Raw genomic sequence first — 12,639 nt, forward strand, 5'->3', positions numbered from 1 at the left:
AAAAAAAACAACATATTAACGAAGATAAAAATTTATCTAAATGACAAAAAAAACAAGAAAATCCACACAATCGTTAAAAATTCCAAGGATTATTATCTTAATAAGTAAATTTTTCTCTTTTATTTCTCCAAAATTAGTTACGCTTTTTGCAGCAAAATTATTTACGTCCCCTATAAAACATAAAGTTCCAAAAAGAGAATTGGAAATGGATCATAAAAGCAAGCAAGTATTAATTCCTGTACCGGCAATTAATAAGCAAGTAATGGTTTACCAATATGGAGAAAGCAACAAAAAAGTGCTATTAGTCCACGGCTGGTCCGGTCGAGGAACGCAATTATTTAAAATTGCCGATGCATTTATAAAAGAAGGCTACTCGACTGTTAGTTTTGACGCTCCTGCCCACGGTAAATCACCAGGAAATAATTCAATAATGGTTGATTTTATAGCTAGTATTTTTGAAATTGAAAAGCAATTTGGACCGTTTGAAGCAGCTGTAGGGCATTCTTTGGGCGGCATGTCTGTTTTGAATGCTGTGAAGAGAGGTTTGAAAGTGGATCAAGCCGTAATTATTGGTAGTGGAGATGTTGTGCAAGATATTATGGACGATTTTATTTCGAAGTTAGAATTAAAACCAGATATTAGTACCAGACTGCGTTTGCATTTTGAAAAGAAATATGGTGAAAAAATGGATAATTATTCCGGTTACAAAGCGGCATCAGAGATATCCATTCCGATTTTAGTAATTCATGATAAAGATGATTTTGAAGTTCCTGTAAAAGCAGGTATTCATATTCACGAACATACAAAAAACGGTACGCTTATGTTAACTGAAGGATTGGGGCATCGGAAAATTTTGGGAGACCATAAAGTTGTCGAAAAAACAGTTCAATTTGTGGTAGGTAAATAATTAATTTACAACACATTGTGAATTATGATTCATTTGTAAAAACAGGATTGTTTGTACTATTATTTAATTAAAAATAAAGCAAGTAATGAAATATCTATTAGAAAAAACAGAACAAGAATGGCAAGAGCAACTAAGCTTGGAACGCTATAGAATCCTTCGCCAAAAAGGAACAGAATATCCGCATACGGGAAAGTATAATTTGCATTATGAAAAAGGAACCTATTGCTGTGGCGCATGTTCAGAGCCACTGTTTGAAAGCAATTCCAAATTTGATGCTCATTGTGGATGGCCTTCATTTGACGAATCTATTCCTGGAAAAGTAGCCTACATTGAGGATACCACTCACGGAATGAAACGTGTAGAGATTGTATGTGCCAATTGTGGAAGTCATTTGGGACATGTTTTTAACGATGGACCAACCCAAACGGGTCAACGGTATTGTGTAAACTCTTTATCTATTGATTTTAAATAATATTAGTATGGATTTATTTGGAAAATCAGACGATTGGGCTAAAAAATTAGAACCAATTTTAATCGAATACAAGGGCAGGAAACATCCCTTAGACTACCATAATTTATATCAACTTTTAGTAATGGTTGTGCTGTCCGCTCAAGATTCGGATGCGCACATTAATAAAATTGCACCTGTCCTATTCGAGGCTTATCCTGATATGGAAAGTCTTTCTGTGTCAAATGTGGAAGCATTAATTTCCTATATTAGTTCTGTCAGGAATTTTGGTACCAAAGCCAATTGGTTATTAGAAATCGCACAGACCATTAAAAAAGACGAAAATATTCCCCTTACTATGGAAGGTCTGACTGCGCTAAAAGGCATTGGAAGAAAATCAGCCAATGTAATTCTTCGTGAGGCTAAAATCCCTGCAGAAGGAATTATCGCAGACTTGCATGTCATCAGAGTTGCGCCCAGAATTGGATTAATTGAGGAAAGTAAGGATGGTAATAAAGTGGAAAAACAATTAATGCAGGTTCTCCCAAAAGCCATTTGGGGAGATATTGGCATGGCTATTTCTTTCCTTGGAAGAGAAATTTGCCGCCCAAAACCCAAATGTGATATCTGTCCGATTAATAGTGTTTGCAAGTATTATAAAACCACTTTTGGAGGTCTATAAATTATTTTGCGATTAAATCAATTCCTTAAAATACTGCAATAAAATCTTGTCATTGTCTAGTGTTGGCGTAAAAACTTCCAGAATACTTGGCTTGTCGTTTTGACCAAACAAAGTTGTAAGCGCATTATCTAAACTACTTTCATCATTGGCTATACTGTATTCCAAGCCGTACATTTTAGCCAGGTGTTCTGCAGTATGACAATGTGAGGTCTCAAAAAACGTATTGAATACGGGTGTTTCCTCATGTCCAGGTAAAATTCTGAAAATCCCCCCTCCTCCATTATTAATTAAAATAATTTTGAAATCTTTAGGTATGTAATTGTTCCAAAGCGCATTGCTATCGTACAAGAAACCAATATCACCAGTTATAAAAACGGTAGGCTTATTATTGGCTACAGCCGCACCAATCGCGGTTGATGTGCTTCCATCAATGCCACTAGTACCGCGGTTGCAATAAACTTCAATCGAAGGATCTATGTCTATTAATTGGGCATAACGAATCGCAGAACTATTACTGATTTGTAATTGGCTGTTTTTCGGTAAACGAGGAATTAGCTTTTCAAAAAATTTAAAATCGCAAAAAGGAATTTTAGATAAATAGTCCTCATGTTTCAATTTACGTAACTTTTTTACGGCGTCTAATTTTTCGAAATAATCACTTTTTGTCTGATTCGTTAAAGGCAAGAATTCATCAAAAAACACATTCGGATTTACTTCGAAATGTTGTGATAACGCACCAAAAGTATCGTAAGCCCTTAAAGTATCAATATGCCAATGATGCTTAGGTTTATACTTTCGTAAAAAAGCTTTTATTCGTTTAGAGACAACCATTCCACCAAAAGTGATTAAAATTTCGGGACGGAAAGTCTCAAAATCATCGGTAGTAAAAGGGGTAATTATGGTGTCGATATTATTGATAAAAGACGGATGATAGAAATTTGAAGTCGTTTCCGTTAAAACAACGACTGATTCATCTTTTGCAAACGCATCAATGGTTTCCTGATTAATCGTATCGGGTTCATTTACTCCCACCAGAATCATTTTTCGGGTAGAATTGTTCCAGATAGTTACAAACTCAGATACATTTTCGATAGAAGTCGTCTGTGTAGTATTTGCGGAAGCGGAAATTAAAGGAGAGACGGAAAGTTCCGTAACCGTTTCGTATAATGGCTCTTCAAAAGGGGCATTAATATGTACAGGCCCTTTTTTCAGTATAGCTGTGTTAATGGCTTCGTTGATTTTTAAATCATTTTCTTCCGAAACATCTTCATGCAAATTGGCATTGTATAATGAATGATTATGAAATACATTTTCCTGACGAATGGTTTGTCCGTCACCGATATCAATTTTGCTTTGCGGTCGGTCTGCAGAAATCACAATCAAAGGAATCTGACTGTAAAAGGCTTCTGCAAAAGCAGGATAATAATTTAGTAAAGCAGAACCCGAAGTACAGACTAATGCTACGGGTTGTTTGGTTTGTTGTGCGATTCCAAGTGCAAAAAAGGCTGCAGTCCGCTCATCAGCAATACTGTAACATTGAAAAGCAGGATTGCTGGCAAAACCAATTGTCAAAGGCGCATTTCGTGAGCCCGGAGAAATTATGATGGTGGTGATTCCTTTGGCTAAACAAATTTGGATGATGCTTTGCGCTAAAGGTATTTTGGGGTAAATCATTATATAAGTTTCAAAGTAGCAAAGATACAAAGTTGTGAAGGTTTTTCTCTATTCTTAGATAGATTTGTTATTTTTGAAAGAAAATTGATTCTCTATGGAAATTAAGATAAGACCAGCCATTTTTGCTGACATTGACACAATATTAGAAATCGTGAATCATCAAATTCTTCACAGTACCTCTAATTATGATTATGAGCCGCATGATTTTGAAGAACAAAAATTATGGTTTGAAGATAAAATGGCAAAGAATTTACCTGTAATTGTTGCTGAATTTGAAAATATGCCGATTGGATATGCTACTTATGGTACATTTAGAGAAAAAATAGGATATCAATATACTGTGGAGCATTCTGTTTATGTTGCCCAAGAATTTATAGGTCAGGGTGTCGGGAAATTATTATTGGGCGAACTTATTCAACTGGCAAAGAAACAGGGTTATCATGTTATGATTGGTGCTATTGATGCGGAGAATGAAGGAAGCATTACATTTCATGAGAAGTTTGGATTCAAAGTGGTAGGAACTATTCGTGAAGTTGGTTACAAATTTGACCATTGGCTGGATTTAGTTTTTATGCAGTTGATTTTAAAATAAAAAGGGATTATTGCTTTAGGTAAAGCATAACCGTGTAAAGAATAGTATATTTGCACGACTTTACATATCATGGACTACACCTTACTTTCATCGCCCTTACAAGGATTTACCGACTTTCGTTTCAGAAATGCACAAAATAAATATTTTGGAGGAATTGACACTTATTATTCTCCTTATATTCGTTTAAACGGAAAACTAATCATTAAAGCCTCTTATGAACGAGATTTACTTCCCGAAAATAATATTGGTTTAGAGGTGATTCCGCAAGTTATAACCAACGATGCCGATGAGTTTTTATTTGTTTCCAAATATGTTCAGGAATTGGGGTATAAAGAATTGAACTGGAATTTAGGCTGTCCCTATCCGATGGTCACCAAGTCCGGTATGGGTTCCGGTCTCATCAGTAATACCGAAAAAATCAATCACATTCTTGACAGAGCCCACTCTGAATCGGACATTATCGTCTCTATGAAAATGCGTTTGGGCTATGATAATACGGAAGAAATTCTGGATGTTCTACCTATTTTAGATACCTATCCTATCAAGAATATTGCAATACATGCGCGCATAGGGAAACAACTTTATAAAGGAGGCGTGCATTTGGATGCATTTCAACAATGTATAGAAAACACCAAACATAAACTGTATTACAATGGTGATATTATTTCGGTAGCTAAATTTCAGGAGATGCAGCAACGCTTTCCTACTATTGACCATTGGATGATTGGCAGAGGATTGATTGCCGATCCATTTTTGCCAAGTATGATAAAAAGCAATTCTTTAGAATATCCTGAAAACAAGATGGAATTATTCAGTGCTTTTCACGATACTCTTTACGAAGGTTATAGTGAGTCGCTTTCTGGATCAGCCCATATTTTATTGAAGATGCATCATCTGTGGGAATATTTCTCTGTGATATTCTCCAATCCACATAAGGTGTTGAAAAAAATAAACAAAACAAAGAGCATTCGGAATTATGAAGCGGCGGTTAAAGAAATTATAGCAGCGGAAAAATAGATTGAGTTGGTTTAAAACTTTTACATTTAGATTTTTATTTGAATTCTATAAGAAATGGAGGTTCATTTACGCTGAAAATTATAAAATTTCATTCATAAAAAAAGAGTTTGACTAGCAAACTCTTTTTTGTGCCACCGAATATTAAAAAATTATCCTTTAATCCAATTCACTACTTCAGGGTCAGTTGGTAATGTTTTTGGAGAAATTACTTTTTCTAACTCCCCTTTTTCATTGATAAGGTATTTTTGAAAATTCCATTCCACTTGTGAATCCTGCAAACCATTTTTGGCTTTTTGTGTTAAAAATTGGTACACCGCACACATATCGTCTCCTTTTACAGAAACTTTGTCCATCATAGGAAAAGTAACTCCATAATTCAATTGACAGAAAGCAGCAATTTCTTCGTTGGTGCCCGGTTCCTGTGAAGCAAAATTATTAGCCGGAAAGCCTACAATCACGAATCCTTTGTCTTTGTACTCTTTGTATAAAGCTTCTAAATCTTTGTATTGAGGTGTTAGTCCGCATTTTGAAGCGGTATTCACGATCATTATTTTTTTTCCTTTTAGAGTTGAAAAATCAAAAGTGTTTCCAGATAAATCTTCTACTTTAAATTGATAAATCGTTTCTTTGGCTATTGGTGTATTCATGTTTTTTTCTGTTTTTTTAGATTGTGCCTGATTTTGACAACTGAAAAGCATAATAGCACAACTGGCTATAAATAATAGATTTTTCATACGCAGATGATATTTGTTTTTATTTTTTATAAAAATAGAACAATTAATTGTTGGTTAAAAAAATATTTTGGTTAAACAGAAGTTAAAAACAAAAAAGCCTGACACACAAACAAACGTCAGGCTTTCAAACAAAGAAACAACAAAATTAAATGATCAATTAAAAACTATAGATTATTTTTCCCTTTATAAAGAAGGGTGTTCCCGGTGTAAAATGTATTTCCTCAACTGGTTTTGGTTCATTTTGTAATCTTGATTCAGTAGCAAACTGGGTTTCATTCCATTCTGTATTAAAAATATTTTCGATGGTTATACCGAAATTGATGTTTTTAAATTGATAATTGATATTCATATCTGATACAAAATAACCTTTGGCAACAATAGAATTGTCTTCATTTGCCGGACGATTTTTCAAATATCGGTAACGAATTCCTCCAGAAAAGCCGTTGGCTTTTTGGAAACTCAACCCTCCGGTGGTGGTGAAATCAGGTGCTAGTGGAATATAATCCTGACCTTTAGGTTCATCCATACTTCTCGCGTAGGTGTAGTTCGCATCAGCATCCAAATACAACCAATCGTATAATTGATAACGAAGTCCTAATTCGGCCCCCATTCGTTTTGATTTTCCGCTAGGCTCTACAATTCCGGCATCGCCCACATAAACAAACTCTTGTTCCAGAAATAAATACCATAAAGCAGTATTAAGAATCAGGTTCGGGAGTGGTTTCCATATAGTACCAACATCGGTTCCAATGGCCGCAGGTAGAATCTGTTTTCCACTATTTTGTACTACAACACGAGTATCATTCGAATGAAAACCCATGCCCGACTTTATGAAAAACTGTAATTTGTTATTCTGAGAATAGATAAAATTCAGTTTTGGAGATAATTTGACTTTTGATTCGGATTGTGTTTCGTATGATGCAGCTAATTTATCCTGATAATTGAATTTAAAATAATCCAAACGAATGCCAGTATTAATCATTAGTTTTCCAAAATTGAATTCCGAATTCAAATACGTAAATAGATTCGATTCATCAATATCGCCCAATTTTATTTGTTCTAAAGTGGTATTTCTGTTTAGAGTATGTGAAAGTTCCGTGTCTTTGGTGGCATCAGCACGGAAACCTAAACCGTATTGAAGCAAAACATCTATTTCATTAATCTTAGTTTTATGATTCAATTCGGCATCCATTCCAAAAATATCTCGATCTTCTTTCTGTCTGATTTGGTCGCCATTAATTGGGTCTTCCAGATAAAAAGTAAAATTTGAATACAATTCGAATCGATAGTTAGAATAAAATGCATTGGATTTCAGGAAAGTATTTTCGTTAATTGGTTTACTTAAGCTAGCGCTAAAATTGGTTCTGGAAGTGTTTCCTCCCTCGGTGTCATCCACAGCGCCAAATCTGGAAATCGTTCCATTGTCCACCAGACGTTGTGGAATCTGACCGGAAGCGTCCCATTTGCTTGAAAAGCGAGAAGCCAAAATTGATAATTTACTGTTATCCGTCAAAATTGCTGAATATTTCCCAAACAGATTCATTCGGTTGAAATTTTGAGGAGAATCAAACGGCCCATCCGTTAGAATATATTCCGTGGCAATGTAAGCGCTTTGTGTTTTTTGGTTCCCCAAAAGATTAAACAAACCTACAGTCCTTAAACTATTGAATTGTCCTATTTCTAAACCAATACTGCTTTTTTCTAATTTATCTTTGGTTTGAAATCCTACATAGCCTGCTGTAGCAAAATTGCCCTTGTTTGAATAATAGGGACCTTTCCCAAAATCAATTCGATCAACCGTTTCCGGAATCAAAAAATGCAAATCGGCATAACCTTGACCGTGAGCATGTGAAACCATATTTACAGGTAATCCATCCACTGAAATAGAAATATCTGTTCCATGATCAATATCAAAGCCCCTAAGGAATAATTGTTCTGCTTTACCTCCGCCGGCATGTTGTCCAATGAATAATCCAGGTACTTTTCGTAATATTTCTTGTGATGAATTTACTGGAGTCGTTTGTAAATCGATTTTAGAAATTATGTTCATGGCAGAAAGTTTTGGCTGAATCACTATTTCATTCAATCTGAAAATATCGTCTTCGAGAACAATTTTTTCATCTGAACCAGTGATGGAAAAATTGGTCTTTTTATAGCCCAAAGCATTTATTTTCAATAGATCACCTACTGCAGTTTTGTCTATACTAAACATTCCAAATTCATTGGTATGTGCATGACTTTGAGATTTTGTATTAACCAAATAAGCGTTTTCCACAGGAATTTCATCAAGATCAACTACTTTGCCTTTTATAACTTGACCATATGTGCAAAATCCTAAAAGGACAATTAGAATTCCTAAAATATTTTTCATTTAATCCTTATAATTGATTTATCTTTTTTTCAAAATTAGGCCCCAATTCGTATAAGCTGGAAAGCAACTCTTCTTTAATAGAGGCTGTTTTTTGGGTTAAATTATTCGATTTATAAATCATAGCAAGATGATATTGCACCTTAGGCTCAAAAGATTTTCCAACAACATATTTTTTAGCAATTTCTAATGATTTTTTATTTTCACCTAAATTGTAATAAGACCAAGCCAGTAAATCATAGGAATCAGCAGTCGGTCTATGGTCTACTTCTATTTTAGCAATTTCTAATGCTTTTGAGGCCGTTTTTTTGTCATCGGCATAAATCAAAGCATTGTATTTGTTGTACATCGCCCCGTAATTATTATTTTTCATCATTGAAAAATAAGCGCTCCTATTTTTTATTTCTTCTGTTTTATTTCCTTCAAATTGAGCAATTTGAGACTTTAATAGATAAAAATCAGGAGTATTGTGAGTACTGGCAATTGCATCAATAATTCTATTGGCCTCTTTTGTATTTCTTTCTTTTGAAAAAACAATCCAGGCAATTCCTTTTAAAGCATAAGAATAATTTGGATCTAAAGCCAATGTTTTCAAATAACAGTCATAAGATTCCTGAATTCTGCCTGCATGTCCGTAAAAATCCCCTAAATTGGAATAAGACCAAATTTTCAGTGTTTTATTATTTTCTTTTTCTGCAATGTCTCCAGCTTTTTCCATAAAAGTAATCGCAGTATCTAAATCCCCTTTATGATCATTCCATTTCGCCAAACGAATCAAATAATCAAAATTATTCATGTCTTTTATGGCATTCAAATTTTTTAGAGCTTCCTCATGATTTCCTAATTCCATCTGAACATCAAATAGTAATTTTTGGGTTTCTTTTTTGCCCTCGCCTATTGCTAATGCTTTGTTAGCTAGAATTAAAGCTTCTTTAAAACGGTGTTGTGAAATATAATTTCGTGCCAATGAGCGAACTGTAGAAACTCTGGAATAATTATATTCCTCGTTAGATTGGAATAATAACTCTTCGGTTTTATATAAAGTTTTTATATCACCAGTATATTCGAAAACTGTGGCATAATTTGCGGCAATTAGACTTAAATAACTGATTTGATTAGGAGCCGCATCGAATTTCTTTTGCCAAAAATCAATTTCTTTTTGAGCAAAAGTCAGTGACTTATTTTCTTTTACATCCAAATAGTTTTCATAATCTGCTTTTTGGGTAATCTGTTCTGGTTTAGAAGTACAAGCGACCATAGATAGGATTGCGAAAACCAAAAATGGAATCATTTTAAAAATTTTCATACTCTAATAATTTTGTTTGTTTGTTTGTTTGTTTGTTTGTTTCTAAAAAAAACAGGGAGCCTTAAATAAGTACGCCCTGTTTTTTAAGAAATATTACCAGGCTGCGGCCAAATATGGGAAAGCTGTTCCGAAAGCTTTATCGTTTGCATCAACATTATCTGAAGTAAGACCTGGATTTGAACCACCTGTAGGGCCTCCGAAAATTAATAACAATTCCACATCAATTACATCATCTGCCAAAGCTCTACCTGTCAAAACATTTGTTCCGTCAAAGAATGTAGTTGGTTTTACTTTAGACACTCCTAAAACATCTGTAGCCAAAATTCCTGTAAAAGCATCAGCATCCAGTCCTAAAGCATTAGTAGTATAGCCCGCATTTAAAGCCAATAATCTGGATTTGAAAATGGGTTGGTATTTTGCTCCCATGGCTGAAGGAATGGCAGCATTAAAATCATCTTTAGGTTGACCTGAAGCGATAAATACAGTATTAATTGCAGGTCTTGCCATTTGATCTTGTTGAACAAAAGTTCCTGAAAAATCCAGACTTGCCATGTTATCATTGTCTGAATCGTTATTATCACAATTTACCGAAACAACCGCAACTATAAGTGCCATTGTTATAATCTTGAATTTATTTGTTTTACTCATGATGTTTGTATTTAGTTTTAAAAAATAAATTAATTATTGTTTTTTCTTAGTTTCTGCCCAAAAATTTAAAGTCTCTGATGTTCCTAGCATTGATTTTGGAACTTCTACAACTAATGAAAGTACATTTGTTCCTGCAAAAGTGTCAGTGCCCGGATTATTAAATCCTGTAGCTGTACCGCCAAGGATGGCTTTAAATTGTCCCAAATCAAAAAAGAAAGGATCGTCTCTAGGTCCTGCAAAAAATTTCATTCCATTTTTTTCTGCTATCAATGCTGTTGATCCATAAGAAGAAATAGTTACACTTCCCGAAGCGGCGGCAGTTTTAACAGTACTTGAAGTTCCCGTTGTTCCAGGAGCTACTGGACCAAAGAAATACATCTTGTCATCTTTTTTAATTGCTTGAATTACTAAATCTTCAACATTGTCACCTGTGTTGTCGATATTTATTTCAATCATAACATTTTCATCAAATGCAGCAGCAGCAGTTGCGTTTGGACTTAACAATCCCTGTGTATTTACAGCAAATACTAAATTGTTTGAATCTTGTCCCTGAAAAGCAAATACATCAGTTATATCTGAAGCATTACCCATTACAGCCGGAGCATCAATATGATCGGCAGCTACTAAAATTAAGCCTGAAACCGCAACCAGCGATAGACCTAATATCATTTTTGTTTTTTTCATTTTGTTAATTATTAAAAGGTTATAAATGCATTTACGGGATTGGATTCGTTTTGGTTTTAAAAATTTTGAAAAAAAATTAAAAAAAACTTAATTTTTAAGTTAAACACCATATATACAGCTATTTAATTATTTAAAAAAAATATAAAATGTTTTGTTTTTAATTATTTTAAGGACGATTGTTATAAAATTTGCCAATTCTGATTAAGATTGTATAAGTTTGTAAAAGCTAAATAAAAAAGCATATGACCCAAGAGGAATTGTTAGTATTGATTTATAAGAAAGATGAAAAAGCTTTTACCTATCTGTATGATATGTATTCTAAAAGTTTGTTCGCGGTGATTAACGTTCTTGTAAAAAATAGAGAAGAATCGGAAGATGTGCTTCAGGAAGTTTTTGTCAAAATTTGGAAAAACATTGATTCTTACCATGAAAGTAAAGGCCGATTTTATACTTGGATTTTAAATATTGCTAGAAACACTTCTATAGATAAATTGCGTTCTAAAAATTTTAACAACAGTCAAAAAAACCTTTCTTATGATAATTTCGTACATCTATTTGACGACAGTAATAAACTGGTCAATAAGATTGATGCAATTGGAATTCAGGAATTTGTAAAAAAATTAAAACCAAAATGCATTCAAATAATAGATTTATTGTTTTTTAAAGGCTATACACAGCAAGAGGCATCCGAGGAATTAGAAATTCCTTTGGGAACTGTAAAAACACACAATCGAAACTGTATTAATGATTTAAGAAATTATTTGAAATTATAATGGATACAAAAGAATATATAGAATCAGGTATTTTGGAACTTTATGTCTACGGCTTATTGAGCGAAGACGAAAATGAGAAAGTGAGCCTTATCGCAAAAAATCACCCGGAAATTAACGATGAAATTATCGCTATAGAAAAGTCTATTGTTGCGTTGTCTTCTAGTTTTTCTCCATTTCATTCTGTAGCTAATTATGAGAAAATTAAGTCTAAGCTGGAACTCAAACATCCAGAAGTAATTGATTTTGAGCCTGGCAGAAATTGGATACAGTATGTTGGATGGGCTGCAGCAATTGTATTTTTTGCAGGTATTGCTTATCAGTACAATCTGTTGGATCAGACAAATACTCAGGTTACCAATGCAGAAATTGAAAAAGCAAAACTCAAAAAAGAATACAATGTTTTGAAGTTGCAAAATAAGGCAAATGAAACAAGCTTAGCAGTAGTCAGAGACAGCAGGAATACTGTTGTGGCTCTTGGCGGACAAACCGTAGCTCCAGAATCTTCTGCAAAAGTATATTGGAATAAAGAAACCCAAACGGTTTATGTTGATGCGTCAGGTTTACCAAAACCACCAAAAGGAATGGTGTATCAAGTGTGGGCGTTGAAATTGACTCCTTTGACTCCTACAAGTATTGGATTGTTAGAAAACTTTGATGCCAATAGTCAAAAAATGTTTGCTGTAAACAATATCGGAGAGGCGGAAGCTTTTGGTATAACACTTGAACCGGCCGGAGGAAGTTTAACCCCTACAATGGAGCAATTGTACACCTTAGGAAAAGTATAATAAACATTTTAAATTGAATGT

13 protein-coding genes are annotated in these 12,639 nt (G+C 34.0%); 7 read left to right on the forward strand and 6 right to left on the reverse strand.

All coding sequences use genetic code 11. The annotated features are described in order from the left end of the window. Window positions 1-40: 40 nt before the first annotated feature. The 3 genes from ABEB23_RS10845 to ABEB23_RS10855 all read left to right on the forward strand — a co-directional run bounded on the left by ABEB23_RS10845 (window position 41) and on the right by ABEB23_RS10855 (window position 2,037). Window positions 41-907, forward strand: coding sequence for an alpha/beta fold hydrolase (locus ABEB23_RS10845; protein ID WP_348812617.1), 867 nt, complete (start codon window positions 41-43; stop codon window positions 905-907). An 85-nt stretch (window positions 908-992) separates the two neighbouring features. Further along, window positions 993-1,379, forward strand: coding sequence for a peptide-methionine (R)-S-oxide reductase MsrB (gene msrB / locus ABEB23_RS10850; RefSeq protein ID WP_348812618.1), 387 nt, complete (start codon window positions 993-995; stop codon window positions 1,377-1,379). A 7-nt stretch (window positions 1,380-1,386) separates the two neighbouring features. After that, a complete protein-coding gene (locus ABEB23_RS10855; RefSeq protein ID WP_348812619.1) occupies window positions 1,387-2,037 on the forward strand; it encodes an endonuclease III domain-containing protein in 651 nt (216 codons plus the stop codon). 12 nt (window positions 2,038-2,049) lie between these two features. On the opposite strand, the gene menD is transcribed toward ABEB23_RS10855, so the two are convergent. Beyond that, window positions 2,050-3,711, reverse strand: a complete 1,662-nt coding sequence (menD, locus tag ABEB23_RS10860) for a 2-succinyl-5-enolpyruvyl-6-hydroxy-3-cyclohexene-1-carboxylic-acid synthase (protein WP_348812620.1) — start codon at window positions 3,709-3,711, stop codon at window positions 2,050-2,052. A gap of 94 nt (window positions 3,712-3,805) precedes the next feature. Between menD and ABEB23_RS10865 the strand changes: the two genes are divergently transcribed. Further along, window positions 3,806-4,303: a GNAT family N-acetyltransferase gene (locus tag ABEB23_RS10865; protein WP_348812621.1), complete on the forward strand. Its 498-nt coding sequence runs from the start codon at window positions 3,806-3,808 to the stop codon at window positions 4,301-4,303. A gap of 69 nt (window positions 4,304-4,372) precedes the next feature. Next, window positions 4,373-5,320 (forward strand): tRNA dihydrouridine synthase, encoded by a 948-nt coding sequence (locus ABEB23_RS10870; RefSeq protein WP_348812622.1) that lies wholly within the window; start codon window positions 4,373-4,375, stop codon window positions 5,318-5,320. A gap of 149 nt (window positions 5,321-5,469) precedes the next feature. Here the strand turns inward: ABEB23_RS10870 and ABEB23_RS10875 are convergent, their stop codons facing one another. The 5 genes from ABEB23_RS10875 to ABEB23_RS18360 form a co-directional block, all read right to left on the reverse strand. Further along, window positions 5,470-6,054 carry a glutathione peroxidase gene (locus ABEB23_RS10875; protein ID WP_348812623.1) on the reverse strand — a complete coding sequence of 195 codons (585 nt, stop codon included), beginning with the start codon at window positions 6,052-6,054 and terminating at the stop codon, window positions 5,470-5,472. 157 nt (window positions 6,055-6,211) lie between these two features. Next, entirely contained in the window at window positions 6,212-8,425 is a 2,214-nt protein-coding gene (locus ABEB23_RS10880; protein ID WP_348812624.1) for a TonB-dependent receptor, read from the reverse strand. Window positions 8,426-8,432: 7 nt separating this feature from the next. Next, window positions 8,433-9,728, reverse strand: coding sequence for a tetratricopeptide repeat protein (locus tag ABEB23_RS10885; RefSeq protein WP_348812625.1), 1,296 nt, complete (start codon window positions 9,726-9,728; stop codon window positions 8,433-8,435). A gap of 93 nt (window positions 9,729-9,821) precedes the next feature. Further along, on the reverse strand, window positions 9,822-10,376 hold the full coding sequence (locus ABEB23_RS18355) for a DUF4331 family protein (RefSeq protein WP_348812626.1): 555 nt from the start codon (window positions 10,374-10,376) through the stop codon (window positions 9,822-9,824). Between the two features lie 33 nt (window positions 10,377-10,409). Further along, window positions 10,410-11,060 (reverse strand): DUF4331 family protein, encoded by a 651-nt coding sequence (locus tag ABEB23_RS18360; RefSeq protein ID WP_348812627.1) that lies wholly within the window; start codon window positions 11,058-11,060, stop codon window positions 10,410-10,412. Window positions 11,061-11,302: 242 nt separating this feature from the next. Between ABEB23_RS18360 and ABEB23_RS10900 the strand changes: the two genes are divergently transcribed. After that, on the forward strand, window positions 11,303-11,833 hold the full coding sequence (locus tag ABEB23_RS10900; RefSeq protein WP_348812628.1) for an RNA polymerase sigma factor: 531 nt from the start codon (window positions 11,303-11,305) through the stop codon (window positions 11,831-11,833). Beyond that, window positions 11,833-12,618, forward strand: coding sequence for an anti-sigma factor (locus tag ABEB23_RS10905; RefSeq protein WP_348812629.1), 786 nt, complete (start codon window positions 11,833-11,835; stop codon window positions 12,616-12,618). The genes ABEB23_RS10900 and ABEB23_RS10905 overlap by 1 nt, the downstream gene beginning before the upstream one ends. The last annotated feature ends 21 nt before the right edge of the window (window positions 12,619-12,639 follow it).

The sequence above is a fragment of the Flavobacterium maritimum genome, assembly GCF_040049085.1.
Classification (GTDB): Bacteria; Bacteroidota; Bacteroidia; order Flavobacteriales; family Flavobacteriaceae; genus Flavobacterium; species Flavobacterium maritimum.

Excerpts from the sequence above, each read along its gene's own strand:
- msrB (WP_348812618.1), top strand. The coding sequence starts at position 993 with ATGAAATATCTATTAGAAAAAACAGAACAAGAATGGCAAGAGCAACTA.
- menD (WP_348812620.1), bottom strand. The coding sequence starts at position 3,711 with ATGATTTACCCCAAAATACCTTTAGCGCAAAGCATCATCCAAATTTGT.
- ABEB23_RS18355 (WP_348812626.1), bottom strand. The coding sequence starts at position 10,376 with ATGAGTAAAACAAATAAATTCAAGATTATAACAATGGCACTTATAGTT.
- ABEB23_RS10880 (WP_348812624.1), bottom strand. The coding sequence starts at position 8,425 with ATGAAAAATATTTTAGGAATTCTAATTGTCCTTTTAGGATTTTGCACA.
- ABEB23_RS10845 (WP_348812617.1), top strand. The coding sequence starts at position 41 with ATGACAAAAAAAACAAGAAAATCCACACAATCGTTAAAAATTCCAAGG.
- ABEB23_RS10900 (WP_348812628.1), top strand. The coding sequence starts at position 11,303 with ATGACCCAAGAGGAATTGTTAGTATTGATTTATAAGAAAGATGAAAAA.
- ABEB23_RS18360 (WP_348812627.1), bottom strand. The coding sequence starts at position 11,060 with ATGAAAAAAACAAAAATGATATTAGGTCTATCGCTGGTTGCGGTTTCA.
- ABEB23_RS10905 (WP_348812629.1), top strand. The coding sequence starts at position 11,833 with ATGGATACAAAAGAATATATAGAATCAGGTATTTTGGAACTTTATGTC.
- ABEB23_RS10875 (WP_348812623.1), bottom strand. The coding sequence starts at position 6,054 with ATGAAAAATCTATTATTTATAGCCAGTTGTGCTATTATGCTTTTCAGT.
- ABEB23_RS10870 (WP_348812622.1), top strand. The coding sequence starts at position 4,373 with ATGGACTACACCTTACTTTCATCGCCCTTACAAGGATTTACCGACTTT.
- ABEB23_RS10865 (WP_348812621.1), top strand. The coding sequence starts at position 3,806 with ATGGAAATTAAGATAAGACCAGCCATTTTTGCTGACATTGACACAATA.
- ABEB23_RS10885 (WP_348812625.1), bottom strand. The coding sequence starts at position 9,728 with ATGAAAATTTTTAAAATGATTCCATTTTTGGTTTTCGCAATCCTATCT.
- ABEB23_RS10855 (WP_348812619.1), top strand. The coding sequence starts at position 1,387 with ATGGATTTATTTGGAAAATCAGACGATTGGGCTAAAAAATTAGAACCA.